The sequence below is a fragment of the Phaeobacter sp. LSS9 genome (genome assembly GCF_003443595.1).
In the GTDB taxonomy this organism is placed as follows: domain Bacteria; phylum Pseudomonadota; class Alphaproteobacteria; order Rhodobacterales; family Rhodobacteraceae; genus Phaeobacter; species Phaeobacter piscinae.
On the sequence record NZ_CP031956.1, the window covers coordinates 2,429,594 to 2,454,843 of the forward strand.

Annotated in this window: 22 protein-coding genes; 11 read left to right on the top strand and 11 right to left on the bottom strand. The window is 55.6% G+C overall.

Annotated features, from left to right (window positions below; translation table 11 throughout):
• Positions 1–32: 32 nt before the first annotated feature.
• On the top strand, positions 33–575 hold the full coding sequence (locus D1820_RS11680) for a toxin-activating lysine-acyltransferase (RefSeq protein WP_118069156.1): 543 nt from the start codon (positions 33–35) through the stop codon (positions 573–575).
• A gap of 123 nt (positions 576–698) precedes the next feature.
• On the opposite strand, the gene D1820_RS11685 is transcribed toward D1820_RS11680, so the two are convergent.
• The 7 genes from D1820_RS11685 to D1820_RS11715 all read right to left on the bottom strand — a co-directional run bounded on the left by D1820_RS11685 (position 699) and on the right by D1820_RS11715 (position 6,235).
• A complete protein-coding gene (locus D1820_RS11685; RefSeq protein WP_371311703.1) occupies positions 699–1,250 on the bottom strand; it encodes an SGNH/GDSL hydrolase family protein in 552 nt (183 codons plus the stop codon).
• A 208-nt stretch (positions 1,251–1,458) separates the two neighbouring features.
• A complete protein-coding gene (locus D1820_RS11690) occupies positions 1,459–2,316 on the bottom strand; it encodes a TonB family protein (protein WP_118069160.1) in 858 nt (285 codons plus the stop codon).
• Positions 2,313–2,702, bottom strand: coding sequence for a biopolymer transporter ExbD (locus D1820_RS11695; protein WP_118069161.1), 390 nt, complete (start codon positions 2,700–2,702; stop codon positions 2,313–2,315). Before D1820_RS11695 ends, D1820_RS11690 begins: the two co-directional genes overlap by 4 nt.
• Positions 2,702–3,043: a biopolymer transporter ExbD gene (locus tag D1820_RS11700; RefSeq protein ID WP_096869637.1), complete on the bottom strand. Its 342-nt coding sequence runs from the start codon at positions 3,041–3,043 to the stop codon at positions 2,702–2,704. Before D1820_RS11700 ends, D1820_RS11695 begins: the two co-directional genes overlap by 1 nt.
• Before the next feature lie 31 nt (positions 3,044–3,074).
• Positions 3,075–3,731, bottom strand: a complete 657-nt coding sequence (locus D1820_RS11705; protein WP_118069163.1) for a MotA/TolQ/ExbB proton channel family protein — start codon at positions 3,729–3,731, stop codon at positions 3,075–3,077.
• Complete coding sequence (locus tag D1820_RS11710) at positions 3,728–4,159, bottom strand: hypothetical protein (RefSeq protein WP_118069164.1); 432 nt, start codon at positions 4,157–4,159, stop codon at positions 3,728–3,730. Before D1820_RS11710 ends, D1820_RS11705 begins: the two co-directional genes overlap by 4 nt.
• 27 nt (positions 4,160–4,186) lie before the next feature.
• Positions 4,187–6,235, bottom strand: coding sequence for a TonB-dependent receptor domain-containing protein (locus D1820_RS11715; protein ID WP_205521379.1), 2,049 nt, complete (start codon positions 6,233–6,235; stop codon positions 4,187–4,189).
• A 233-nt stretch (positions 6,236–6,468) separates the two neighbouring features.
• Here D1820_RS11715 and D1820_RS11720 point away from each other — a divergent pair, with 233 nt between their 5' ends.
• Genes D1820_RS11720 through D1820_RS11735 form a run of 4 tightly spaced genes read left to right on the top strand, consistent with a single transcriptional unit; the run spans position 6,469 to position 10,266 of the window.
• Positions 6,469–7,521 carry a hemin-degrading factor gene (locus tag D1820_RS11720; protein WP_118069166.1) on the top strand — a complete coding sequence of 351 codons (1,053 nt, stop codon included), beginning with the start codon at positions 6,469–6,471 and terminating at the stop codon, positions 7,519–7,521.
• Positions 7,521–8,390, top strand: coding sequence for a hemin ABC transporter substrate-binding protein (locus tag D1820_RS11725; RefSeq protein WP_118069168.1), 870 nt, complete (start codon positions 7,521–7,523; stop codon positions 8,388–8,390). The genes D1820_RS11720 and D1820_RS11725 overlap by 1 nt, the downstream gene beginning before the upstream one ends.
• 1 nt (position 8,391) lies before the next feature.
• Positions 8,392–9,477: an iron ABC transporter permease gene (locus D1820_RS11730; protein ID WP_118069170.1), complete on the top strand. Its 1,086-nt coding sequence runs from the start codon at positions 8,392–8,394 to the stop codon at positions 9,475–9,477.
• A gap of 12 nt (positions 9,478–9,489) precedes the next feature.
• Positions 9,490–10,266, top strand: a complete 777-nt coding sequence (locus D1820_RS11735) for a heme ABC transporter ATP-binding protein (RefSeq protein ID WP_118069171.1) — start codon at positions 9,490–9,492, stop codon at positions 10,264–10,266.
• 137 nt (positions 10,267–10,403) lie between these two features.
• Here D1820_RS11735 and D1820_RS11740 read toward each other — a convergent pair whose 3' ends face one another.
• Complete coding sequence (locus D1820_RS11740) at positions 10,404–11,498, bottom strand: tyrosine-type recombinase/integrase (protein WP_118069173.1); 1,095 nt, start codon at positions 11,496–11,498, stop codon at positions 10,404–10,406.
• Between the two features lie 367 nt (positions 11,499–11,865).
• On the opposite strand from D1820_RS11740, the gene D1820_RS11745 reads away from it, so the two are divergent.
• The 6 genes from D1820_RS11745 to D1820_RS11770 all read left to right on the top strand — a co-directional run bounded on the left by D1820_RS11745 (position 11,866) and on the right by D1820_RS11770 (position 17,716).
• Positions 11,866–12,288, top strand: a complete 423-nt coding sequence (locus D1820_RS11745; protein ID WP_118070176.1) for a helix-turn-helix domain-containing protein — start codon at positions 11,866–11,868, stop codon at positions 12,286–12,288.
• 4 nt (positions 12,289–12,292) lie between these two features.
• The gene (locus D1820_RS11750) at positions 12,293–12,589 is read left to right on the top strand and encodes a hypothetical protein (protein ID WP_162894092.1); all 297 of its coding nucleotides are present in this window, start codon (positions 12,293–12,295) and stop codon (positions 12,587–12,589) included.
• A gap of 4 nt (positions 12,590–12,593) precedes the next feature.
• Positions 12,594–13,493: an HNH endonuclease gene (locus D1820_RS11755; protein WP_118069176.1), complete on the top strand. Its 900-nt coding sequence runs from the start codon at positions 12,594–12,596 to the stop codon at positions 13,491–13,493.
• Positions 13,493–14,275: a DUF3800 domain-containing protein gene (locus D1820_RS11760; RefSeq protein ID WP_118069178.1), complete on the top strand. Its 783-nt coding sequence runs from the start codon at positions 13,493–13,495 to the stop codon at positions 14,273–14,275. Before D1820_RS11755 ends, D1820_RS11760 begins: the two co-directional genes overlap by 1 nt.
• Positions 14,276–14,528: 253 nt before the next feature.
• The gene (locus tag D1820_RS11765) at positions 14,529–16,772 is read left to right on the top strand and encodes an AAA family ATPase (RefSeq protein ID WP_118069179.1); all 2,244 of its coding nucleotides are present in this window, start codon (positions 14,529–14,531) and stop codon (positions 16,770–16,772) included.
• The gene (locus D1820_RS11770; protein WP_118069181.1) at positions 16,769–17,716 is read left to right on the top strand and encodes an HNH endonuclease; all 948 of its coding nucleotides are present in this window, start codon (positions 16,769–16,771) and stop codon (positions 17,714–17,716) included. Before D1820_RS11765 ends, D1820_RS11770 begins: the two co-directional genes overlap by 4 nt.
• A 118-nt stretch (positions 17,717–17,834) precedes the next feature.
• Here the strand turns inward: D1820_RS11770 and D1820_RS11775 are convergent, their stop codons facing one another.
• From D1820_RS11775 to D1820_RS11785, 3 genes are all read right to left on the bottom strand, one after another.
• A complete protein-coding gene (locus D1820_RS11775) occupies positions 17,835–18,515 on the bottom strand; it encodes a hypothetical protein (protein ID WP_162894093.1) in 681 nt (226 codons plus the stop codon).
• Complete coding sequence (locus tag D1820_RS11780) at positions 18,493–24,753, bottom strand: ATP-binding protein (RefSeq protein ID WP_118069184.1); 6,261 nt, start codon at positions 24,751–24,753, stop codon at positions 18,493–18,495. Before D1820_RS11780 ends, D1820_RS11775 begins: the two co-directional genes overlap by 23 nt.
• A 186-nt stretch (positions 24,754–24,939) precedes the next feature.
• Positions 24,940–25,230 carry a hypothetical protein gene (locus D1820_RS11785; protein ID WP_118069185.1) on the bottom strand — a complete coding sequence of 97 codons (291 nt, stop codon included), beginning with the start codon at positions 25,228–25,230 and terminating at the stop codon, positions 24,940–24,942.
• Between the last annotated feature and the right edge of the window lie 20 nt (positions 25,231–25,250).

Genomic DNA, 25,250 nt, shown 5'->3' on the forward strand with positions numbered 1-25,250 from the left:
CCGCAAGACCGTCACAGCAGGAAAGCAGGACCATGGACCAACAGCAGAACTTTCAAACCTATGGCAAGATTGCCTGGCTGTGGTCCAATTCCGTCCTGCACCGGGATTGGACGGTCAGCCAGCAGGCAGGATTTATCCTGCCTGCCATCGCCAATCAACAGTATTACATTATTGAAAAGGACGGCTTTCCGGTTGCCTATTGCAGCTGGGCGCTCCTTGATGAGAACACAGAGGCCGCCTACATCCTCAATCCCAACCACCTCAACCCTGACCGCTGGACCAGTGGTGACCGGCTCTGGTTCATTGACTGGATTTCTCCGTTCTCCCCGAAATACTCTTGGCCCCTGCGCAGCGCGCTGGTGAAACGCTACCCCGACAAGGTCGCGCGCGCGTTGCGGGTCAAGAAAGACAATGAAACCGCCCGCATTGCCTCCTTCACCGGGCACGGGCTTGAGAAAGCGCAAAGTCGCGCAATCAAACGGCAATACTACGAGGACATGGTCGAAGGATTGGCCAATAACCCCGAGCTGGGCAAGGATTTCTTCCTCTCCGGCCTGAATGCTGGCGATGAATGACACGGCGCCGGTCCGTCCTTAACGGCCCGGCACATGGCATTCCAACCTAGTCCTCCCGGTTTCAGCCGCGAAACCGGGAATTCACATGCAAGCAAAGACGGGCATCGGAATAAAGAGCCGCAGTCAACGTATAAGAACAGGCGCCACGAGATCGGCGATGCGACCTGACCCGCGCAGGGACGGGTGAACGCGATCCCTGGAAAAGAGGGAGAGATCGTCGGATCGGAACACCGAATCCAAGTCCAAAACGATCACCCCCGGATCTGCGGCCGCCATGCGATCCAGGCGCCTCTCCAATATTCGGTATGGCGCAACGCAGATTGTCCCGGCGTATCGCGGAGCGGTGTAGTAGTCCAACCAGACCACGCGGGATCCACGGCGGCGCAGTTCCGCGACCAGCTCAGGGATTGCCCCCCTTGTTCCGCTCTCAGAGATCAGCCGATCAAGCACGCTGTCGCAGACCCTGCAGCCACACCCGCTTCCACTCAGGTCATTGGCTCCGCCGTTCAACACCACCCAATCCGCGGCAACACCGTTCAGCTGAGAGGGAATATTCAACGCTCCACCACCCCCGACAAGCCGTGCAAACGACAGCGACACATCTCCCACCGGCTCCCCCAGCCGCCTCGCGAGCCCGTCTGCAACCGAGCCACCGCCGCCGCGATTCCAGGCCATGATAGAATCTCCGGCCACAACGATACGCGCTTCATCTGGCACGCTCCGACCACACGCACAAAGAAGCAGAAGGCCCAAAATCATCAAATGTTTCATACAGATGACGTAATACGGATAGGCTCAGGATCAAACCGGCATGCCCCGGCTCGACGTCAGTTCTGCTTTCACCGACGCGTGGTCAGGTGAACAATCTGCCGACTCACGACAGCTATTTGCCTTTGATTCTGACCGTGTAGGACGGCCTAATACCCTTGGGTGGGGGTGGGAACGGCGCGGCGCGGTGAACCTGCGCCAATGCAATGTTGTCCAGTTTTGAAGAGCCTGAACTTTTCGCAATGCGAGCGGAGGCCAAAGCGCCGCTGCCAGTGATCGTGAACCGGACCAGCACTGCCCCGCGGATATTCACCCGCTGACGTTTGGCACGCATTACACGCCGCAACACCTTGCCGCGGTAATTGTCTGCGGCCGCATTGCCCTGTTGCTTGGCCGTGCCCGGGGATGTTTTGGCTTGCCCGGAGTGTTTTGGAGCAGTTCCCGACGCCGTTCCCGCCAGGGTATTCTGCTCCGCATTATTCCCATGCCTCTGCACTCTTTTGGGATTGGGCCGGGGCTTGGGTTCCGGTTTGGCGTCCGGCAGCGGCTCAAGCACCTCCGGTTTTGGTGCTGCTGTTGCCGTCTCAGCTGGACGTGGTTCCGCCGGTTTCTGCGCCGGGCTCGGCTCGACCTCAAGAGCCGGTAGGATCGGAACGGCGCTAGTCAGCGGGGGCTGCACGGCGGATTGCACGGCGGATTGCACGGCTTCTACCACAACCTTCTCGACCTGCGGTGACAACGTGGTTGCGGCGGGGGCTGTGGCGATGTCTGCATCCGGCAACTCCTTGGCATCAATCGGCGTATCAACCCCCTGTACCAAATCGGCAAAGGAAAAACCCTGGGCGGCGAGGCCAGTATTACCACCGCTGATTTCTGCCTTGTCAGGCACACTGAGCTGCGCCATGCCTGCATGGCCCGCTGCGGCCAGAAACAGCGCGAACACGCCGATGAGCCGGGAGTGTGGCACCGTCATGGCAACGCTCTTTCCGAAACCAGCAGCACATGTTGCGCCCCGGCAGCGCGCAATGCGTTGCCCAGTTTCACCAGATCCCGGGCCGGTAGATCGCGATCCGGGACGATCCGCACTTCGGCGCGCTCCTCTTCGGTCAGCATCGCGGCATATGTGGCGGCATCCGCCAGCACTTTGCCGCGCAGGGTGAGCCTGCCATCAGCATGCACCACCAAGGCATCCGGTGGCTCCCGCCCCTCCAGATCCTTGGCCTCAATCAGGGTGACATCTTTGTCGAGCGGCACTGCCAAGGTGCCCGCGATCATGAAGAAGATCAGCATCAGAAAAACGATGTTAATCAACGCAATCGTCGGTTCCTTCTGCGTCGCGGTATGTGGCCGGATACGCATCAGCCCAGCACCACAGCTTGGAGATCCGCCACCTGACGCAACTGCGTGAGAAGATCGACCAGGCGTTGTGAGGACGCCCCCTCGCTTGGGCTGATCAAAACCAGATGGCCGTCGCCAGCCTGCGGCTGCAGGCGGATCAGATCGGCGATGCGACTGAGGTCAGCTGGCTGTGCGTTCAAGGTCAGACTGTCTTCCCCCAGCTTGACAAACAGCATCTGCCGCTCACCCCTGTCAGGTCCGCGCCCTGCCGCCATCAGTTCAATCTCGCCGAACTTTGAAAACGTAGACGTCAGCATGAAGAACAGAAGCAGCAGAAAAATCACATCAATGAGCGAGGTCATCGAGAGCCTGCCGCGACGTGCGCTGTGCAGCTTAAGTGCCATGCGCCACCTGAAGAGGCTCTCTTGGCCGGGTCTGGGCTGTCGGGGCAAAGATGGTGCGCAGCGCACGATTGGCAAAGACCCTCTCCCGCTGCATACGGGCGGTGAGCCAGCTGAGCACAAGCGAGGTGGGCATTGCGACAGCCAGCCCTGCCGCCGTGGTCAGCAAGGCCACCCAGATACCACCCGCAAGCAGTGAAGGGTCAACCGACGCGCCTGCCGACTGCAGTTTCTGAAACGCCTCAATCATACCGATCACCGTGCCGAAAAGCCCCAGCAGCGGCGCCAGCTGTGCCACCATGTCCAATGTCCCCAATCCGCGTTCCAACTGGGAGAAACGTTCTTCTGCTTCGGCGTCAGCACGCTCGGCCAGCATTGTGTCGTGTGTACCTGAGAGGGCCAGCCGCATCACCGGGACCAGATAGGACTGACTATGGCTCAGCTTGTCGAGGGCGGCCTCTCCTTCGCCGCGATCCCAGGCTGCGACCGCAGAGGCCAACGCCTTATGCTGGCCAACACGGGCAGAACGGTATTGCCAGATCTTGTAGAGCACCAGTGCAGTGGTCAGGACCGAAACTGCCAGCAACAGCAAGACCACCGGTCCGCCCAACTCCAGCACCTTGGCAAGGGCATCCTGAACAAATGTCATCCTGCCAGCTCCATCACCCTGCTGCTCAGCACAAGCCCGCGGCTGCAGGCACCGTCCGGCAGCCCATCGCCGGTGCAGGTATCGGCACCGTTGATCAGGACCCGACTGATGCCGTCACAGGTGTGAGGAAACTGGAACTGCCGCACGCGCAGGCGCCCGGCGGGCAGATCCTGAAAATCGAGAAGCGTGAGCCGCGCCACTTGTCCCTGATCATCGAACAAGACGGTCTCATAGACCGCCTTGCGGATGTCCGCCTTATGGCCATTCTGCACAACAAAAGACAGTTTACAGGCCTCGCCGACCGGTTCGGCGTCACTCAGCTCGATGGTGACCCCTGCTTTGTCCGGCTCTTGCGCTGCGGCGCCACTTGCTGCTGCCAGCACAGCGGCCAGCAGCAGGGGTTTTCCGGTTTTCAATCCAAGTGTCATGGAACACCTCTCGATTTGCCTTTGGGATCAGAAGGTTTTGGAAACCGTCAGCTTGAAATTGCGCCCGGCCGCAGCACGGGTTGAGAGTTGGGTCTGATACTGTTTGTCAAAAACGTTCTCGACGCCGAACCGGATTTCGGTCCCTTCAAGCATGCCGTTTTGCGGCCGGAAGGTCGCGCGCAGGTTATTCACTCCGTAACCGGGCAAGGGACCGCTCCCATTGATGGCATTTGTACTTTCTGCAGCCACCACTTCCCAGCTCAGATCCAGCGTGTCGTTGAAACGCTTGCCAACTGTCAGCGCGGCGGAACCAACCGGGGCCAGAGTATACTCTGACACAGTGCCATCCGGGCGCCGTTGTTCACCATCTGCAACGGTTCCGTTCAGGTCGAAATAGAGACCGTTCGCCATGCCGTAAGACGCTTCGACTTCGAAGCCGTCGACATCCACCTGTGTCAGCACATCGCCGGCAACCCGAACATCGCTCAGGTTGGTGTCATAGTAATTGACCTTAAAGGCCAACTGATCGCCGGAGGTAAAGACATCCTGGTTCTGATAGGAAAAACCAGCCTCATAGGTGGTTCCGATTTCCGGCACCCAGACCGACGGATCCTTGTCCAACCGATCAATGATCGGGAGAACCTCAGTGTATGCGGCGCTCGCAAAGACAGCAAAGCCGCTGTCGAACTCATAGCGCGCCGATAGCCCGCCCATCAGAGCATCATTCTTGATCTCGCCGTTGTAGGGATCGGTGGCCCCGGGAGACACAGTGTCCGTCCCCTTCAGGTCCTGCGTTTCATACCGCAAGGCTGGGGTCAGCGTGAAACGGTCGCCAAACTGAATGTCGTCCACTGCAAACAGCGCGATCCTGCGGTCGGTGCCGCCAGGGGCCGAATTCGCATCAAGGCGTTCACGGTTGGTAATCTCCAGACCAAGCCGCAGATCATGCGAGGCGACACCCGTGTCAAAATAGCTGGTGTTCTTCAACTGCAGCTTGGTGGTTTTATAGTTGTGATCCGCGTTCAACAGATCTGACACAGAGGCATCACAGCCCGGGAACCCAGCGCAGCTGCCAACGACATATGTGCTGTCAATGTCCTGTTCCGCATAGGTCAGGGTCGCCTCAAAATGGATGAGGTCGTTGTCAACCGCATCGAATTCGTAGCGCAATCCGGCGGTCCGGCTGTCTGTGATCCGATCCACATCGCCAAAGTAGAACCCGCCACCTGAAGACGCGCCCAGAATGTCATAGGGCACGCTGTTGTCGTCCGAATGGGTGACATTATACCAGGCACTCAGGGCATGTTCGCGGGAATCCCCGAATGTGTAGCGACCCTTCGCCAGATAGGAATAGTTACGGAAGCCACTATTTGCGGTTTCAACACCATCGCCATCCTCATAGGAATCGTTGTTGCGGACTGTGTAGTTCAGAAGAAGTTCCAGATCCTCTGTTGGCTGCACAGCCAGAATGGAGGATGAGGCCCATCCGGTGCCGTTGGACTGTGCCTCCAGGGTCTGCCGGAAGCGTGTACCGATTTCGCCGCCGGTGAAGTCAGAGGCATCCTTGGTTTCCAGCTGTACGACACCGCCAACAACGCCCGATCCATACTCATAGCTGCCGACCGTACCGCGGATGACCGAGATTTCCCTGTAGAGTGCGGGATCTGTGAATAGCTGGTTACCAATCCGATAGATCTCTTCGCCGCCAGTGGTCGCCCCATCAATGGTGATCAACACGCGCGGGTTGGCCCCGTAGGTCCCGTCAGCGCCAAAGCCACGGATCGAAATACCGGAAGACTGCGGGGTGGTGCCATTCACCAGTGTCACACCTGGTACGGATTCAACCAATTGGGCAATTGTTGCCGCTTGCCGGTCGTCGATTTCCTCTTGGTTGATAACAGTGAGCGGCACCCCGGTGTCGGTCTGCACCTCGCGCTTGCCTGCGCCCAACTCAATCGTCCCCAGAAAATCGCCGTCTTCCGCAATATCCTGTGCCGCCACGCTGTTTGCACTGGCTAGCAGGCCCAACACAGATACGGTGCTCAGCAACCGCCATCCCTTTTGGTATTTCCCCATCTCGCGTCCCTTCGCATTAGTCTAGTTCGGTGAACCAAATGCTTGCGGCGGGGCTGGCCTGGTCGTTTGTCTGATAGATCTGGTGGAATCATAAATTCCGCTTGTGTCTGTTATTAAAGCTGATAAAAACAGTCAACAAATTTAATGCACCGTAAAATGCGGTGGCCAGCTCTCGCGCGGCACGTTCCGCCACTGCCAGCCTCTTCTAGGACGTCTTAGTAGAAAGGGCTGTGATGACCGCCTCAACCATGACACCAGCTGCGATCCGTGCAGCGCGCGCAGAGCATGCAAACCTGAGAGATCGCGATTTTGCCGACAAATTCGGCATTGCCGAAGGCCAGCTGGTGGCGGCCTATGTCGGTGAGGGCGTCTCGCGCATCCAGGCCAGCCCGGATGAAATCATGCCGCGACTTGCGCCGCTGGGTGAGGTTATGGCCCTGACCCGCAACCCATCCTGTGTGATCGAGAAGGTTGGCATCTACGAAAACTATCACTCAGGCCAGCACGCATCGATGATCCTCAATGATGCAATTGATCTGCGCTTCTTCCCCCGGCATTTCGTCTCGGCTTTTGCGGTGGAACGCGAAACGGACAAGGGCACCAAGCGGTCAATTCAGATCTTTGATGCAGCCGGCGACGCGGTTCATAAGGTGCATCTGCGCGAGACCTCGGATCTGGATGCCTGGCAGCGGTTGGTTGAAGAATTGACCTTGGAGCAACAGTCTCAGGAACTCACCGTAGAGCCACGCAAACCGACAGAACCTGCCAAGGCAAACCCGGAGAAGGCAGACATCCTGCGCGCTGAATGGGCCAAGATGACGGATACCCATCAGTTCATGCGGCTGACATCGAAGCTGAAGATGAACCGGCTGGGCGCCTACCGCATTGCAGGGGAACCGCTGGCTCGCAAGCTTGACCCGGCTGAGGTCAATAAGATGTTGTTTGCGGTACAGGATCAGGAACTCGAAGTTATGTTCTTCGTCGGGAATATGGGATGTATCGAAATCCATGGCGGCCCAATCCGCAATCTGCGTGAAATGGGGCCATGGCAGAATATCCTGGACCCGGGCTTTGATCTGCATTTGCGCATGGACCACATCGCGGAGGTTTGGGCAGTGACCAAGCCCACCCAGCGCGGGGACGCGGTGTCTGTCGAAGCCTTCGATGCCGAAGGTGGCATTATCTTTCAGGTCTTTGGCCGCCGGACCGAAGCCAAAGATCACCGCCCGGAATGGAATGCCATTGTTGAAAACCTGACCTCCTTCGCTGTGAAAGAACCGGCGTGATGTCTGCATTCGGCCGTCTATTCCTGGGGCTTAATCTGTTGATGGCAGGGCTGCTAATCGGCAGCATTGCCCTGGCGGAGATGCCCAAACGCATCGTTTCTGTCGGTGGCTCGGTGACCGAGATCATCTACGCTCTTGGTCAGCAGGATCGGCTGATCGGCCGCGACCGGACCTCCACCTACCCTGCAGCAGCGCTGGCGTTGCCGGATATCGGATACGCGCGGGCATTGTCCCCTGAAGGCGTGCTGTCGGTTGCCCCCGACATGATTATCGCGATCGAAGGCGCCGGCCCGCCTGAAACGCTGGACGTCCTCAAAAGCGCGCAGGTTGACTACGTTTCGGTGCCGGAGATCTTTTCCGCAGACGGGATCACAGCCAAAATTCGCACCGTTGGTGCGGCATTGGGCAAAGAGGCCGAAGCCGAAGCCTTGGCGCAGACCGTGACGCGAGACCTCAGATCGGCAGAAGCAGACGCCGCATCGGTTGCCGGGGAGCATCCCAAAAAGGTGCTGTTCATTCTCTCGACACGGGGCGGCAGGATCATGGCGGGCGGTGCAAACTCGGCGGCTGACAGCATCATTCGAATGGCTGGCGCCGTTAACGCGGTGACGGACTTCGACGGGTATAAGCCGATGACGGACGAAGCGGTGTCGAAGGCTGCGCCGGATGTGATCCTGATGATGGACCGTGGCGGCGACCATGGTGCCGCAATCGAGGACTTGCTTGCGCTGCCGTCCATCGCACCGACCCCCGCAGCCCAGACCGGCAAGGTGGTCCGCATGAACGGCCTGCATCTGCTTGGCTTTGGGCCGCGCACCGCATCTGCAGTCACTGAACTCAACCAGGCACTCTACAGCGAGGCAGACTGACATGGCGCTCGCTGCGGATACCCCTAACAGCGGTGTCACATCGCTGGGCGCTATCGACCGCCGGGTGCAAGCGCGGAGGTTGACCGTCGTTCTGGCTTTGCTGCTGGCCGTGATGTCTGTTTTGTCCTTGGCTTGGGGCGCGTCAGGCACGTCGCTATGGGGGGCATTGCGGGATCTGGCGACGGGACGCGACCTGTCGCGACTGGATCAGATTGTTCTGTTCGATATCCGCTTACCACGTCTGTTCTTGGGTATTCTGGTTGGGTCCGCCCTGGCCGTTTCCGGCGCTGTGATGCAGGGGCTGTTTCGCAACCCGCTTGCGGATCCCGGGATTGTCGGTGTCAGTGCCGGCGCGGGGCTGGCAGCGATCTGTGCAATTGTCTTGGGTGCCTTTCTGCCCGCCATGCTGCGCGATACGGTTGGCAACTACCTTGTCCCCATCGCCGCATTTCTCGGCGGCTGGGGGTCTACGCTCATTCTGTACCGTGTCTCCACACGCAGGGGGCAGACCTCGGTCGCCACGATGCTGCTGGCAGGCATCGCGCTCGGCGCACTGTCAGGGGCTCTGTCGGGAATTCTGGTCTACATCGCAGATGACAACCAACTGCGCGACCTCACTTTCTGGGGCATGGGATCACTGGCCGGTGCAACCTGGTCAAAGGTGCTGGCGGCATTCCCCATCATTGGCGTCGCTCTGCTGGCTCTGCCAGCCCTATCGCGCGGCCTGAACGGGCTGGCGCTGGGAGAAGCGGCGGCAGGGCATATCGGCATTCCGGTGCAACGGGTCAAAAATATCGCAATCCTCATAGTCGCGAGCGCCACCGGAGCCTCTGTTGCGGTCTCCGGCGGCATCGGATTTATCGGCATCGTCGTCCCGCACCTGCTGCGTTTGGCCAGCGGACCGGACCACCACAGCCTGTTGCCGAATGCCGCCCTTTTGGGTGCATCGCTATTGCTGGCGGCAGATATGATCTCGCGGGTGATCATTGCCCCAGCCGAGCTTCCGATTGGTATTATCACAGCCGTTCTGGGCGCCCCGGTGTTCCTGTGGATCCTGCTGCGCCGCTTCGGCAGCACGGGCCTTTGAGCGGAGAACCCGATGGAAGCTTTTGACATTACGGTTAAACTTGGCCACCGCACGATTTTGCATGGCATCGACTTTGCCGCACGACCAGGTGAGGTGACGGCAATCGCAGGCCCAAACGGCTCTGGCAAAACCACACTTCTGAGGGCAATGACCGGCGAGGTGCCCTTTACAGGCCAGGTCTTGATGAACGGCCAAGACACCGCTGCGATGAAACCTTGGGAGTTGGCCGCGATTCGGGCCGTTCAACCGCAATCCGCCGCAATCGCCTTTCCCTTCACAGTGGTGGAAATCGTACGGCTCGGGCTCTCCGCAGGTCTGGCCGCGGCGGACATCGAGCTACCGCTCAGGGCGCTGGAACAGGTCGATCTGGGCGGGTTTGCAAACCGGTTTTATCAAGATCTCTCCGGTGGCGAACAGCAGCGTGTACAGCTGGCCCGGGTGATGACCCAAGTCTGGGAACCGGTGGTAGAGGGCATCCCGCGTTGGCTTATTCTGGATGAACCCGTGGCCAGCCTTGATATCGGTCATCAGTTCACCGTGATGGATCTGGCGCGTGACTATGCAGCGCGCGGCGGCGGTGTTGTCGCAGTGATGCACGATCTGAACCTGACCGCCATGTATGCCGACCAGATCACCCTGATCCATGCCGGACACGTCGCCGCCAAGGGCACACCGCAGGAGGTTCTAACCAGCCAAACCTTGGAACACGCCTACGGTTGCCCCGTCCCGGTCAACAGCTTGCCCCGCTCCGGTGTTCCCTTCCTTCTGCCACAGGCGCGCCAGATCTGACATAGCCCCTCCCAAAGGAGGGAAGAGATCATCTAGCACACACCGACGAATGAGAAAAATAGCACAGCCAGCAGAATGGCGACCCCGGCAGGATTCGAACCTGCAACCTGCCCCTTAGGAGGGATGCGTTCATAGCGCTATTCCTTTTGTGATTTCTTACTGTTGGGTGTTTGTACAGGGTCATCCTGTACGTGGTTTGTACGAAAACGGGCTCTGATGTCGGCCTCATCTGTCTCTGCGTGGGCATAGATGCGCATGGGCAAGTTGGGGTCAGACCATCGGCCAGCCTTGGCTGCAGTGACTGGGTCTACACCCTGGCGTACAACCAGCTCAGTGAAGAAGCCGTGCCGTCCAGCTGGATGCGCTGAAAGGTACGGAATGCCAGCGCGTTTGCAGATCGTCTTCCAGCGCGTGTTGTAACCTGTCGAGCTGCCATAGCCGAAGATGCGCGCTTTCATCAGCTTGCCGGTCTTGCGGTTTTTGGGGCGTTTGGGCGGCAACGCGAGAAGCTCGTCCATCATTTGAGGCGACACAGTAATCCAGCTTTCCGGGTGCCCCTTTTGAGCTTTCACTCGGACTTTGTTTTCATGCGACCGAAGGTCGTCAGGCTCCAACGATACGGCCTGATCAATCCGCGCAGCCGTTTCAAACATGAAACGGACCAGTGCTGCATTGTACGGATCAGCAGCACGGCAAAAGGCTTCGATCCATTCCTTGTCAGCTGGCGTGCGCTCGACGCGGCTGAGCTTCCCGCGCCGCTTGTCCTGCGCGATCCGCTCGAACTTGTCATACGGCTTCACGCGGATCAGCGGCGTCCCCTCCAGTTCGTGCGCATTGTTGATGACCGCACTCGCGGGCGTCACGATTTCACGCCACCAGGTATCGGTCGACGCCTTGGGTTTCAGCTTTGGACCAAGGCTCTTCAATAGCGCGCCAGAAATCGCACCTAACGACAGGTCGCCGATTGCTTCGACAATGGGGATCAACTGCTTTGCTGCCTTAGGCGACGCGTCGTAGAGCATGATCGCATCCGAGAACGTCTTGCTCGGTTCATCGCCCACGACATAGCGACGGATCTGACGTTCGGTCTCATTGTTTATCCAGTCCCGTGCGCCCTCTTCTGTAGATGCCTTAGTGCTTCGCCGGTATGGGCCGGCGATTGGCCTGCCGTTGTACTCAATCCACCCCTTGGCCCAGTAGACACGGCCCCTCTTGTAAATTTGGAGCGGCATGACTGGCCTCCTTCAAAAATCGTATCAATCTGCGCGGGCGTGATGAGCATGGTCCGCCCAAGGCGATAAAAAGCGCCGGTCTCATTTGCTCGCTCGCGCAAAGTGCGCTCTGAAATATCGATCCCCATCCCAGCCATTACTTCGACCCACTGCGCGGGCGTTTTTCCAAGCCCCAGGATCTGAGAGCTGTCTGAATAGTTGCTCTCTGCCATTTCAGTCGTCCTTGTCCGCTTAAGTTGAATCGGCGACACGCATGGAATCGCTTGTTCTGCACCTTCTGACGTGGTCAGATGGGTGAAAACGTAAATATGCGTCATTTTGTGCGATGTTTATACAAAATTGCGCACTCGTCAATTGGGAAACTTGCATGGTGCGAGATGATGCTGAATTGTTTGCAGAGATTGGAGCTCGCCTTGCGATCTGTCGCAATGAGATAGGTGTCTCTCAGGCTGCTATGGCGGAAGCAATTGGCGTGTCGCATCGCGCCTACCACAGCTACGAAAAAGGCAAACGCGGCGTCCCAGTTGAGGCCCTCGTCAAGATGCAAAGCCGCTATGATATTGACGTCGCCTGGCTACTGCTCGGCACCAAATCCATTCGGGCTGGGCATGATTTCGAGGCCCTCAAACACATCGAAAGCTCGCTAGATAAGCACCTCACCGACGAGGGCATAAAAGTTAAAAGCGAGAAGCGCGGGGCCATCGTCGCGCGTTGGTATCAATCGCATGTCGAAGGCCGTGAAGTGACGGATGATGACGTGCACACATGGATCGAGCTGGTTAGGGAGTAATCTGGTGAACAAGGCAAGCAAACGCTGGAACATGTTGCGACATTCAGTCTTGGAGCGCACCCGCCGCGAGGTGATCGAACCTTTTGGGCCGCTTTACCTGATCTTTCTGGGAACCAGTGTGTTCTACTTGATTGGCTTGGGTCGACTATCATTGGCGCAACAGGCCGCTGAATACTCGGCTTTGGCCACCATCCTGATTTTTGCTATCGCTGCGGCTGGCTTGGCACTTCCATTTTTGACAGGTGCGGTGCTGACCCTACGCGCAGCCGATCGAAAACTGGAACGCCTTCAACGCGGGTGATCCGATGGCATTCGGTATCTTCATCCATCGCAGCGACTCGATCTACGACGACATTCCCTCGGAGCGGTATCAGTTTCCCAAGCAATACCTCTCTCGCGCCCAACAGTGCGAAGGGGATTGGATCGTCTACCTGGAGCCAAGCAAAGTCAAAGAGACCAAAGGGTACTTCGCTGTCGCCAAGGTCCAGGAGATCATTCCGGATCCTAGGAAGCAGGACATGTTCTTGGCGGTGATAGAGCCAGGAACGTATCTTGATTTCGGCGACCCAGTTTCATTCCGAGACGAGAATTCAATCATCGAAAGAGGATTGCTGAACGATCAAGGTAAGATATCCGGACGCGCGCAAGCCGCAGTAAGAACCTTATCCGCTGAAGACTTTACCCGAATAGTCGAGCGTGGCCTTGGACGGGATGAGGACATCCTGCCTCGCGTGGGCGACACGATGCAATTGCCAGGTTTTCAGGACTCGCAAGCACCTTTCCAACACATGCCTGCACGGGAACGCGTCAACCAACTGACCAACCGGGCGGTTCGCGACCGTAATTTCAGGCAAAATGTCCTGCGTGCCTACGGTGAACGATGCGCCATCACTGGCTTACGTCTGATCAATGGCGGTGGCCGCGCTGAAGTGGAAGCCGCCCACATCATACCAGTGGAGCATGACGGCCCGGACATCGTCAGCAACGGGCTCGCCCTGTCCGGAACTGCGCATTGGATGTTTGATCGCGGTCTCGTTGGGTTGGCAGACGACCTGACTATTCTGGTTTCCCGTCAGAGCAACGACATCGAAGCCGTGACGTCGATGATCAACTCGTCCGGCAAGATCTTGGTGCCGGACCGCCTCGCCAACCGGCCAAGGAGTGAGTTTGTAACCTGGCACAGAGAGAATTGTTTTAAGCAGTAATGGCCCATCTATTTTTAGACGACAGCAAGCACCATAGATCCGGATTTTCACTTGCCGCATTCGCCATTTGCGATGTGGATCCCACAGAAAAAATGGGCGCCCTATTCCGCAAGCACGGCTTCGATCCGAGCAAGTTCGAATTCAAGTCTTCGGCACCAATGAAAGATGACAATGATCTTCAAGCGCTGCGGAACAGTTTGAAAAGTTTCATCACGCGAAACTGCAAAATGGCCTTGTGCGTTGTGGATAGTGCAGATGACGTCAGAAAGTTAGGCCCTGCTTCTCTGGCGCTTTTGCGGAACGCACTGAAGCATCCCCGGCTCGTGGGTAGGCAGCATGAGGTCTTCTTTGATGAAGGTCTCTTCAAACAGAAAAGTGCGGCAGAGGCTTTAGTTGCAGGCGACGCGGAGCTCGTAGGTTGCAACTTCCACTTTGAACAAGATTCCAAGGAAATAATGGGTATCCAACTGGCCGACATCATGGCCCATACGTGCAGCATCATGCTGTTGGAAGCACTTGGTGATATTACCAAAAAGGTGATCGTCAACGCCCCTGGGGACAGTGTTTACGATGGTCTCGAGGTCGAGCTCGGCTTCGAGATGTGGGCCGGAATCCGCTACGCATTTCTTAGTCAAAACAAGCCGAACCCAAAAGATGATTTCGAGCTCGCGAATGTCGAAGTTTACCCTTGGGGCCTATTCATTGATGAGAGCGTCAACGAGCGAGTTGCTCCTGTAGCGATGGACCGTTTTGGAGAGAATTACCTAGGTTGTATTCACTAAAGGACCATTCCTGGCGTTCACCAATATAAGTCGGTGCTGCGGTGCAGCCCGTTAGTCTCAACATTCGCTGTAAGCGCAAAATTCCAGCTTGGCTGACGCCCTGCGAAGGAGACAGGTTGGCTGAGATAACTCGCAGATAATTCAACCTTTACGATTGGCGAAAATCCCAGGACCCCTTACCGTTGAGACATTGTGGATACTCACAGGCAATTATGAGTAGAGTAAAAGATGTTACAGCAAAAAGAGCGAATTAATGCGATTTGTAAACCGTGACTCTGTCGCAGCACCAGAAGCGTTCTCTCGTCTATCGGCGAAGGAGGGTCGTCGCTCATTGTTGGAGATGTTTTCGCAAGATACGCAGATGCTGACCCAGTCTCGTGGCCCCGCTTTTTTGAATGAAGAATCTCCCAGTAAAAGTGAAGAGGTGCGCAACGCACTGTCGGAGCTTTTTTCGGGTAGATGTGCCTTTTGCGAATGCTCCGTGAGTGATCCATTGGTGTACCGATTTCGGCCCGATGGTAATGCGGAGCCTGTTGAGAACTACAGCGTCTCCCACTTGTACTACGTTTGGCTCGCGGAGGCGTGGCAAAATCTCTATCCCATTTGCTGGGACTGCATGCCAAGCGCTTCTTCATATTTCCCTGTAAAAGGCCGACGCGTCATGCTTCCAGACACGAAGCTTCTCGAACGCTTCGCCGAGCGTGATGATGGACGGTGGCCAGACTTTCCGCTGGAGGAAGCTCCCGAGTTTTTGGACCCCTGCCGGAACGAGCACTTCTGGCGGAGCCTATTCTTCCGGTCCACCGGAGAGGTTGTTGGCATAAGTCGGCGTGGTCGCGAAACAATCCAGCACTTTAATCTCGATCGGGGCAAATTGTGGGAGAGTCGGCGGCTTGCGATTGAAGAAGCGATAAGGCGGACAGAAAGCGAAGTCTTGCGCCATCCAATAGAGCAGCCGCGCGTCGATCTTGGTCACGGGGGCGCCTGCGAGCTTTTTCTGCGCGAAGTCCTATTCCAAGCCCTTGGGCGCGTTGGCCCGCGAGATAGGAGCCGACAGATCGCGCGGCTTGCGCGGATGGACGACGGGGTGGCTCGATTCCGTGCCGCTATCAATGAAATAGACGCGCGTATCATTGAGGATTCGCCAGATACGGCAAGCGTCAGGTCATCGGAGCGGCGCGCAGCGCTGACATCGGTCTCGGTTCGGAACTTCAAATCGCTCGAGGAAATAGATTTTGATCTAGCTCCGCCGGAGCCCGAACAGCCGGCACCGGCCCTTTTGATCCTGGGCGAAAACGCCACTGGAAAGAGCACCATCCTAGAGGCAATCGCGCTGACAGTAATGCCTGAGGCTGCACGGGCGAAATTGCGCCTGGAGCCCGAAAAGCTGATCCTTGACCCACGCTTTCTCGGCGCGCCCGAACAGTTGGCACCTATGGAAGCGGAACTCCGGGCTAGATTTGCCGACGGCACCGACATCTCAGTTACGCTATCTCGTGACCCGCTCAGACAGTTCTCCCAATCGGATGAAGTTATACTTCCGGTTTTCGCCTATGGTGCTTACCGTCAGTATCTCAAAGGCGACCGCAAATTCGTCGTCCACAAGCATGTTAGATCGTTGTTTCACCCTGACGAACTGCTACCGAATCCAGAACGCTGGCTATTGAAGCTCGACGAACCCGAATTCAACATGGTGGTGCGTGCCTTACGCGAGGTCTTTAACATCGAAGGCGCATTTGACGTGCTCGAACGCAACAGTGACGGGATTTACGTGGTCGTTAGGCCCGAAAATACTGACGATGGCCCGCTTCTTCGCACTCCCATCGAGCTTGTTTCATCCGGCTTTCGCGCAATTTTGGCCATGCTCTGCGACATCATGAATGGCTTGATGGACAACCGCGTCAACCGTGACTTCAGCTCGCTCGAGAATGCCACAGCGCTTGTGCTGATCGACGAAGTCGAAGCGCATCTACACCCGCGCTGGAAAATGTCGATTATGACGGGGTTGCGAAAAGCACTGCCGGGCGTAACCTTCATCGCAACGTCACACGACCCGCTGTGCCTGCGCGGCATGAAGAAGGGCGAAGTGATGGTACTCGAGCGGATCTCGGGCGATCAAGCAAGTACAAATCTGCCAGTTTTCACCCACAGTCTCGTCGATCTTCCGGACAACGAGAACTGGACAGTGGAGCAGCTTCTGACAGCGGACTTCTTCCAGATGCGCTCGACCGAAAGCCTTGAGGCGGAGCGGCGAGCAGCACGTATGGAGGACCGCTTGGCGCGGGGAGCAAACCCGGAGGAAGAGCCCGAGCTTCAAGCTTACCTAGCGGAGTTCTCGACCGATCTACCAATCGGCCACACTGAAGCGCATAGGATCGTGCAGCGGGCCATAGCGGATTTCTTGCGCGAGCGTCGCAAGGTGAGAGACGCGAAACTTCGTGGCCTGAAGGAACAAACCCGACAATCTATTCTTGACGCGCTCAGGAGCATTGGATGAGACGGGTCGAGCGCAGAGAGGCGGCCCCAGAGGATCTCGAAGAAAAAGGGGCGGAGGAACTTAAGCGGGCGATCCAGCACTTCGAAAATGACCCTCCCAACCCGGACAGCTTCGCGTTCAAGCGCTACAAACTGAAGTCAGTAAAGGACGCGCTCGAACGTATTTTCCATGCCAAGTGCGCCTATTGCGAAACTTTCTACGCCAGTTCGCAGCCACTCGATGTCGAGCATTTCCGTCCGAAGGGTGCGGTTGCAGGAGAAAATGGGCACCGTGGCTACTGGTGGCTGGCGGCGGACTGGGACAACCTTCTACCGAGTTGCATCGACTGTAATCGCAAGCGCAACCAAATTACACCAAAGGGTGAGACGTCCCAAGTGCGGTTGCTCGATGACACTGCCGGATACTCTGCCGCGGTCACCGTCGGGTCGGGCAAGAAGGACAGCTTTCCCATCGCGCCCACCGGCACCCGCGCCAAGAGCCGTGACGACCGTATAGCCGTGGAGAAGCCGTTATTGCTCAATCCCTGCGAGGACGATCCTGAGCAGCACTTGACGTACTTTTTCAACAGAGAACACCCTGTTTCCTTCGTTCTGGCCAAAAAGCTCGCAGGGGACCCGGACTATTCGGGCGAAGATGGGTTGAGCCTGAAGGGCGCTACGTCCGTACATATTTACGGGTTGAACCGGCTTAGGCTGGTACAAGCACGGACGCGGCTCCTGCGTCGGCTGGAGTTTATGGCCGACCTCGCGATAGACCTCAAAAAACTGGCAGAAACCCTGAAACAAAATGCGGACCCGGAGATCGTTCGTGCCGGGCAACAGGTAGATGCCTTCGGCAATCGAACGCTGGCGGAACTCGCCCTTATGTGCGCTGAGGACCAACCGTACTCTGCGATGGCCCAGGCTTGGATGCGCGAATTTCAAACTCGCCTCCAAACCCCGTAGAAACACCATTGCCCTGCATTGGAATTGACCGCGCAATAACGCGTCCTCAAGTAAAACGGAGGTCCGTCGCATGCTTGAACCTAATAGTTGGCATCGTTTTGTCTCGACAGAATGTGGCCTAACGTCTGTCCATTTCATCAAGCTGATACTGGATGTCCTGTGCGAGCAAATCAGAAAGCCGAACCATGCTGTTTAGGCGCTCTAGGCGTTCTTCAAGCTTTTTTCTCTTCTCTTCCACATCTCTCTTCGGGTCGCTTTTCTGTTCGTCCAGTTGGTAGATTATTTTTGCAATTGGCAGATCGCGCGCGCCAGCATCTGACGCTAGTTCAATCCATTCCTTAAGTTTGCCTGAAGTCTCAGCAGCGACGCGCTCGAAGCACATCTGGATTAGGAGCCGGGCACTGTAGTCAATCCCCCTCGATAGCTTCAGCCATTCCTTTGCTGATTGGGGCAGATCTGAGTTATCAGCCACTTCCTGAGCTCGCGTCTGGTAGAAGTACAAGCGTTCGTCGGGATCCAGGGCCCTTATCGTTTCAAAAACAGGTTCCAGGTCGCGAAATGGTCTGGACGCAGTTGGAACAGAGAGTATGTGCTCCCAAAGCTCAAGGATTCCGGCCCTACATTCCTGTTGTGCCGTTCTCCTGTCTTCTTCAGGTCCATCTTCAGCTTTGGCAATAAGCTGGGCCAAATGATGGGCCATCCAGCGCCCTAGCGTATCGCAACTCTGATCGAGCTGTAGATCTTGGACGATCCTTTTCCCCAGTTCGATTGTTTTCTTAGATTGTTCGGAGTGTTCCATCGAAATCCATCGTTAAAATAAGTGTGTATGGTGGCGTGTAGGTTCCAAATGATCTTTCGCGATTTCGATAGGAGTCCCTCCTGAACTCCCGCTCAACTTGAACCTCAAAAACAAGCTCTCGGTCTAGCTGCTTTAGACACGTCAAGAGTGCGTCTCGTTGAATTTCGAGACGAGAACCCGTCTCTGCGGTCCGGAATTCCCGTTCTTCTTCCTTTCGACCCCATGTCAGCGACCTGAACTGAACACCATCTGGAACCGAACGATTTTGCCAGATTCGACATTCGCTGTCGGAAGTCAGCTCGAACTCATCGCAGAGCCAGCTCGCCGGACGAATGCTTGGAAAATGGACGACCCCAGCCCAAGGGTCATACTCGTCAATTCCTTCACTTTTTGAATCCGTTGCGACCCAACCTTGGAGCTGGAACGCCCCCGCATTGATCTCCAGTTCATCACCCGCTGGCGGAATGCGATAGTCCATTGGATTGGTGGCGGTCTGCAGAGCATGCACCAACGACCTTGACCTCTCCGGTGAAACAAGAGCGGAAGATATACGGACGAACTGCTCTCTGTCCCCGGCGACTTCCCTCCAGCTGCCCCAAACCGGAATGAAATCTTGGTGCTCGATTTGCGTTAGTAAAACGTCCTTTGTTACCGAAGTGGGCCATTCACCCGTTTCCTCGGTGTTTTTCCAATCAGGCCAGGAGGGAGGCTTTGGATCGCGACGATCAGACAACCAGTTGCCGTCAGAACGGGTGATCCAATGTCGTTGGATCCAGTCTTCAAGGCTATCATAATAATCCGGGTTCTCCAGGACTGGAACTTCATCGATCAGAGCACCCGCGACCTCCATCATAGCGTGATAAGCGTGATAGAAGCTTAGGCTCTCAACTCGCGGATAACTTCCGTGAGAGTGATGGGTTTTCATACCTTCATAATGGCCCCGTTTTCCTCGAGGGTCTTCCACCCAGGCGCCGGTGGCGGCTGATTTCCATTTGTTTCGGATGACACTTAAAACCCGTCGTTCGATTTCTTTTTGCGGAATCCCAAAAACACGTGCCAAGGGACTGAACCAATATTGGGGTAAATCATGGCCGAAGTAATATCGATCATCTTCGTTTAATGGCTGGCTTTGGTTCGTTAGTTCAGTACTCATGTCTTGCCTAGAGACTGGAGCAAAATCGGACGTATTGATTTCTTGCAACCTGGCAACCTCTTTCTCATCAAGCGTCGCAGTACCGTTCTTGTTCAACAGTAACGCGCATTGAGCGGCGAACCCGCGTATGATTGTGTGGGTCACTGTTGGCGAACAGGAATCCAGGATGAACTTTGTCAATTCTTGGGGGACACTATAACCCGCATTGAGTGTTCGCCGAAGTGCAAGCAATAACCATTGTTCAGCAGCATGTTTGTAGAACGGTAACGAAAAGTCGTAGAAAACGTTGGGTTGTTCGGCCCTCGCCAGCCGACCGAGAGCTCCCAAGACCTTCGTTTCACTGAAACTGGCCAATAGGCAAACGACGTGTGCCGCTTGCCATCTGGTTGATACTTCAGGAGCTGCCAAACTGGACCATAAGTACCCAGCCAAGCCAGTTGTCGCATCAGAAGGTGGGAGGAACTCAGGCTTCCATGGCCCGTCTCCATCACTTTCATTCATTTCTTTCTCAAAGAGAGCCAACCCGTAGCTCAAGGCATCTTGTGCTTCTTTCGGTGAGATCTGACTTGCTATCAGGCCAACAAGAGTTAACAAGCGCTGCGAGCCGAAAAGATCCGGATGCTTCGCACTTTCGTCCACTACAAAACCAAAAACCTCTGATGTCGATATTTCCGTCACTTCGGCAATGAATTCAAAGGGCAAAGGTTGGTAGTATCTGCTCTTTGCTATCTCATAAAAATGGGTGCGGCATACCTCTTCTATGATTTCTCTTAGCGCTCGTCTTACGCTTTGAAGCTTTTTCCAATCCTTAGGAACCGCCTCCAATATACCTTGCACGTCATAGAGGCTGATGTCTTTCATCAAGAACAGCGACTTCAGTGCGTCGGCCTCTTTTCCGATACTGGTGCGCTCGAAAAACCGAGCAGAAAAGCTCGATAAATAGTACGGAGGTACAGAACCCCTAAACCGCTGATAACACCCTCGGACGGTAACCGGATCATCTAACTGCAATCCGGAGAAGATATGGTTCCAATCCTTTTCTTCGCTTCTCTCGCCTGTTCCCGCGAAACCACTGTTGTTGTCGGATTTTGCTTCCCGGCACTTTGCCATGGACAAGTGTGCGCTCAACCGTTCGACCGGCCAGCCATTTGACTGGCCAATTTTAACAAAACTGCTGAGGTGTGAAGATGAAGCGCCTGAGACTAATGTATATTTTGCGGTCTCATCAAAGATCCTCCGTCGGAGATACTCACTTTCGCAGGTGGCCAAAGCCGACTCAAGTAACTCGGGTGTCCGTGAGTGAATATCAAATCCGATCGTAGATAGTTGCCCCACGTGGCTGATTTCGCCCATATCAACCAGCTTCGACAAAGCGATCGGTAGAATTCGCTCCTGCCACCCAAAACCTCGGTCTCTCCAGCGGCTTAGTATTGCGAGCGACGATGCAGGACAGAGCATCGTGATTGCCTCCACGGTACCTTTCCAGTCAAAGTACTTGTCGCGGGCGACGTACTCATAGACGACCTCGGCTCCGCGAGAGACACGATATGCTAGCTCGGATTGGGGTGAATCTATCGTCGCTGATTGCTCAGACAGCTCTATGATTGCTTTCCAATAGTCTAGGTGCTCTTGTCCTATCCTACCTGCAACCTCGACTGCTTGGTCAAAATAGCAATTGGCTTCACCGGGACTTAGAACAAAGATAGAGCGTGATATTTCGCAGAAACCCTCAACTTTTTGCTCAGCCTCCATACGCTCGTTCTGGAGGATGTCGGCGGCTTCCACCGCAAAGTTTATCGCATAGCCTTTGAGTGGGTTCGAACTCGAACAGACACGTGCGAGGAGACACAGGTCGGGCGTGAACAACTGACGCTTTAAGCCGTTTTTCCACTCGATGAACCGAGACATGCAGGGAGCTGGATCATCGATCCGAGAAAGGACCTGCACCCAGAGTTTCGATACTTCGCCGGCAATGTGGCGTCGATCGCGATCTCGGTATTCTAGGTTCTTGTTATAGTCTTCGATACAGAGAGTTATCTGGTCGTTGAGTTGGTCTGTGTTTGCTTCACCAAGCTGGACGCTGGCCCAAAGCATATGCCACCGAAACACTGGTCCAACTTCGTCAAGAAACTCTCGCGCCTCTCTACTATGTACCTGCCGGTCCTTAGCCAGCTCTTCTCGAATTTCTGATTTCGCCAAGTCTTCCAACTTGATGTTGTCGCCAGCTAGTTTGGCTCTTAGGCACTGAGCAGAAATTATGGTCGACTTCGGCTCGGATGAAAAATTGCTGAAGTAGGTTTTGGACGGATCAGGAATATACTTCGTGAGCATGGCTGCAATAGCTGCGCGGGGGGCGACGCCGTGATGGGCAGCAGCAAGTGCTACATCTCGTACGATCGATAGGAGCGGCTGCCTGTAGTCATGCTGGTTCTCAAACTTTTTCAAACGTTTCGGCGAAGCAACCAAACCGTTGAAGGCACGTAGCACGGCGTCCTTCGGCGGGAACCGCAGTACCTTCGACTGCGCTCGGGTTATTGCCAGCAGAATACAAAGGTTATCTTTTGCCACGTTACTGATCTCGTCGAGGAGTTCGTAGTAGCCGAGATCGACTAGCTTCTCAGCAACAATAAACCCCGCACGATAAGCCACGCTTTTGGGTGTCCAACTCTCAAGCTCCGCTACGAAGGCGGCGGCTCCAGCGACCTTCAATGAAGCGAGTGCGAGTGCGGCGATGTCACTATCCGACATCTCCTCCTTTTCACGTGTCTTTGGGTCGAGACCAGCCCATGCTTTCAGCCATCTCTTCGCAACGCGGAGAGTGTTTCTTGCTTCTGAGATTGTGCTTTCATTGTTTGCGAGTAGGGCTGCCTCGTAGGCGCGCTGACCTCCATGCCAAGAAGTGGAGAATCCGTTGTTTGCGGCTGTTTCGCGCACTTGATCGTCCGACAGAAAATGCGCCACTAGATCAACATTGTCTTGAAACAATTGCTGCTGACGATCGTCCCCTGCCGTTTCAATGCCAGCTTTCAATGCCAACTTCGCTGCATCAGCCAAACGCTTGTCACGCAGAGCCGCCTTGAGAGCAAACTGAAGCCTGCTGAGTGACGCCTGCCGCATTTCTGCTGGAGTGCCTTGAGGAAGCACGGCCTCTGATAAGACCATCTCCACTAAGTCGTTGTATCTACCGGCTTCAAGCAGGAGTTGCGGTAAAGCTGATGCTACGTAGCTGCTGCTCGTCGCAAGTGGCATGACCTTGTCGACAAAATCTGACATTTCCCGGCGGCTCGGTTTGTAGGTTTCTCGAAACCAAGTCTCGGAAGGTTCATCTATGAACTGAACAGCATCGGACCGGATCTGTAGAGGGCGACCGATGTCCACGACGAAGCTCTTAATTGCATCTTCTGGCAGGCCCGAAGCGAGCGATAGAACTTTGATTGGAACAAACGGCCTGAGCGCTGCCAACGCCTCGCAAAACAACTGAATCTGAGCCGATTCTGCGTTGGGCGATTGATCTCTCAATGTTTCAATTGATCGAGCGAACAACTGGCGGATAGTATCTTCGACCGTAGTTGCTGTGGGACCCAATGCCTCCAAGGCTTCACTGAGAGACGAAGTTGTTTCAAGTGCTGTTGCTTGAACCCTTGGATTTTGGGAAGTCAGCCGGTGAAACTCTAGCAAATCATGCCCGGACGCTTTCGGGTAGGTCTTGTGGAGAAACTGTTTTGTCTCCGCCTGTGAGAAAGACGCTAGTTCCAGGGTTTTACAGTCCAGAGGCGGAGCGAGATATTCAGCGACACGGTGCGATCGGCTCAAGCATACCAAAACAACGCCCTTGGGTAGGCTCTGCCTCAATAGATCACGAGGAAAACTCGTTCGTTCATCACACTCTTGTGCTGCCATCTGAGCATTGTCGGCAGCGTCGATTATAATGACGATTTTGGCGTGTGCATTTTCGACGGCCAGTACTTCCATTGCCTGAGTCAGGCGGCGATTGAAGGCTCTCAAGTAATCCGCCGCATTTGCGAGGTTTGATGGGATAAGTGGGTGACACAAACCTCTTGCGGCCAATTCGTTGGCTATCTGACAGCATGCAACTTCGTGTCGATGCCTGGGGCTGATTGTGCTTCGGTATCCGCCGTTTCCAAAGCAATCGTACAGCACGACTTCACATTCGTCTTGCAGCCGGTTCGACACCCTACGGGCCATCGCAGTTTTTCCGACGCCGCCACCAGCGTGAATTATGATTGGATCATGGGGCTCACTCAAGATAGCATCGACGAACTCATCTTCTTGCTCTCGAGCAAGTAGTTCAGCTGCCTCTTCGACAAGACATGGCGCAGGGAAGAGTTGCTCTTCGTCGGTCTTCAGAGCACGAAGGACATCTTCCTTTCTAATGGACGGATTTCTTGAGCTTTCGGGCAGTGCCTTTTTGGTTACCAAAAGCAGCAGTTGGTCCGCTGCGTCTTGGTCTGGACCAGGAAGATAGCCTGTCAATTCCTGGTGCAAGACGTTACGCTGTTCCCAGTACCCATCGGTCGTATCGAAAATATTGAAATGCCGAAGGAAGTCGTATGCGGCTTCATCGTCCGCCGAAAGGTACCGTTTAATTTGCTGCCACTTTTTGGTGTCAGTCGGCAGAAATTTTCTTGATTTGATCCTGTCCAGCAAACTGTGAACCCAGTCCGCAACAGGCCGGTTGGTCAGAAACACAAACTCTACTGACTGCTTTTCCGGATCCGCAATGCCTGACAGGAACGCATGGTACCTCTTGTAGAAGCCCACCATTGTTTTCTTCAGATCGCCTAGTACCCAAGGTTTCCCTGTATTCAAGGTCGAGTGCTTGAGTTGGAGATACGTCACTTTGTTACACTTGCAGAGCTCTTCACTTCCAAAATACTCAGCGACATCAATTACTTCCTCGCCGTTCTCACCACTTGGTTCACTGGTTTCAGACTCTGAAACGCCTTCGATCGCGATTGCAACCAAATCCGACGAAGACATCAGAAGGCGCAGACTACGTCGTGCAGCCCAAAGGTAGTGGAATTGATCTCCTGCTCTACTCGGACGGACGGGATCAAGTTGCATAGTAAATTTCTCTAAATGCTGGAAACTATGGTGGTAACGGGACTATATATTGCGAGTGGCAAACGGCAACGTCGTTTCATTCGCGCGAATTTCTCGCCTCAACATTTGAACGCCTGCTATTGTTAAGCCGCGAACACGATATCGCTTGAGCTGCAAATATCTCCTTTTCGTCCGCAACGACGCTAGTTAGCCATTATCCGCCACAACTACCTGCCCGACCTCCATCTCTTTTGCATTCAGATCCAGCTCACGGATGATGTACTGGCCTGCGCGGCCGGTTATATGGCGGCGGTAGGTTTGGCCAGTTTCGTCGATAAACAGGCAGCGAATGCCGCTGTAATCGCCCCAGACGCCTGCGATGGCCATCAGGAGAATGCCATCTGGCAGTCGATCGACTTTTTCATAGTCGCGATAGTCGATGCCGTATTCTAAAGCTTGGCGGAAACCGAGCGTGAATTGGGTGTGTTCAAATTGCATGTAGTGACTTTCTGCGTCCT

Bases quoted from the DNA above. Each gene is read 5' to 3' on its own strand.
- D1820_RS11740 (WP_118069173.1), bottom strand. From the start codon at position 11,498: ATGCCGCTCCAAATTTACAAGAGGGGCCGTGTCTACTGGGCCAAGGGG.
- D1820_RS11770 (WP_118069181.1), top strand. From the start codon at position 16,769: ATGAGACGGGTCGAGCGCAGAGAGGCGGCCCCAGAGGATCTCGAAGAA.
- D1820_RS11695 (WP_118069161.1), bottom strand. From the start codon at position 2,702: ATGCGTATCCGGCCACATACCGCGACGCAGAAGGAACCGACGATTGCG.
- D1820_RS11700 (WP_096869637.1), bottom strand. From the start codon at position 3,043: ATGACCTCGCTCATTGATGTGATTTTTCTGCTGCTTCTGTTCTTCATG.
- D1820_RS11730 (WP_118069170.1), top strand. From the start codon at position 8,392: ATGGCGCTCGCTGCGGATACCCCTAACAGCGGTGTCACATCGCTGGGC.
- D1820_RS11715 (WP_205521379.1), bottom strand. From the start codon at position 6,235: ATGGGGAAATACCAAAAGGGATGGCGGTTGCTGAGCACCGTATCTGTG.
- D1820_RS11710 (WP_118069164.1), bottom strand. From the start codon at position 4,159: ATGACACTTGGATTGAAAACCGGAAAACCCCTGCTGCTGGCCGCTGTG.
- D1820_RS11720 (WP_118069166.1), top strand. From the start codon at position 6,469: ATGACCGCCTCAACCATGACACCAGCTGCGATCCGTGCAGCGCGCGCA.
- D1820_RS11780 (WP_118069184.1), bottom strand. From the start codon at position 24,753: ATGCAACTTGATCCCGTCCGTCCGAGTAGAGCAGGAGATCAATTCCAC.
- D1820_RS11705 (WP_118069163.1), bottom strand. From the start codon at position 3,731: ATGACATTTGTTCAGGATGCCCTTGCCAAGGTGCTGGAGTTGGGCGGA.
- D1820_RS11745 (WP_118070176.1), top strand. From the start codon at position 11,866: ATGGTGCGAGATGATGCTGAATTGTTTGCAGAGATTGGAGCTCGCCTT.
- D1820_RS11690 (WP_118069160.1), bottom strand. From the start codon at position 2,316: ATGACGGTGCCACACTCCCGGCTCATCGGCGTGTTCGCGCTGTTTCTG.
- D1820_RS11755 (WP_118069176.1), top strand. From the start codon at position 12,594: ATGGCATTCGGTATCTTCATCCATCGCAGCGACTCGATCTACGACGAC.
- D1820_RS11685 (WP_371311703.1), bottom strand. From the start codon at position 1,250: ATGGCCTGGAATCGCGGCGGCGGTGGCTCGGTTGCAGACGGGCTCGCG.
- D1820_RS11775 (WP_162894093.1), bottom strand. From the start codon at position 18,515: ATGGAACACTCCGAACAATCTAAGAAAACAATCGAACTGGGGAAAAGG.
- D1820_RS11725 (WP_118069168.1), top strand. From the start codon at position 7,521: ATGTCTGCATTCGGCCGTCTATTCCTGGGGCTTAATCTGTTGATGGCA.
- D1820_RS11785 (WP_118069185.1), bottom strand. From the start codon at position 25,230: ATGCAATTTGAACACACCCAATTCACGCTCGGTTTCCGCCAAGCTTTA.
- D1820_RS11735 (WP_118069171.1), top strand. From the start codon at position 9,490: ATGGAAGCTTTTGACATTACGGTTAAACTTGGCCACCGCACGATTTTG.
- D1820_RS11765 (WP_118069179.1), top strand. From the start codon at position 14,529: ATGCGATTTGTAAACCGTGACTCTGTCGCAGCACCAGAAGCGTTCTCT.
- D1820_RS11680 (WP_118069156.1), top strand. From the start codon at position 33: ATGGACCAACAGCAGAACTTTCAAACCTATGGCAAGATTGCCTGGCTG.
- D1820_RS11760 (WP_118069178.1), top strand. From the start codon at position 13,493: ATGGCCCATCTATTTTTAGACGACAGCAAGCACCATAGATCCGGATTT.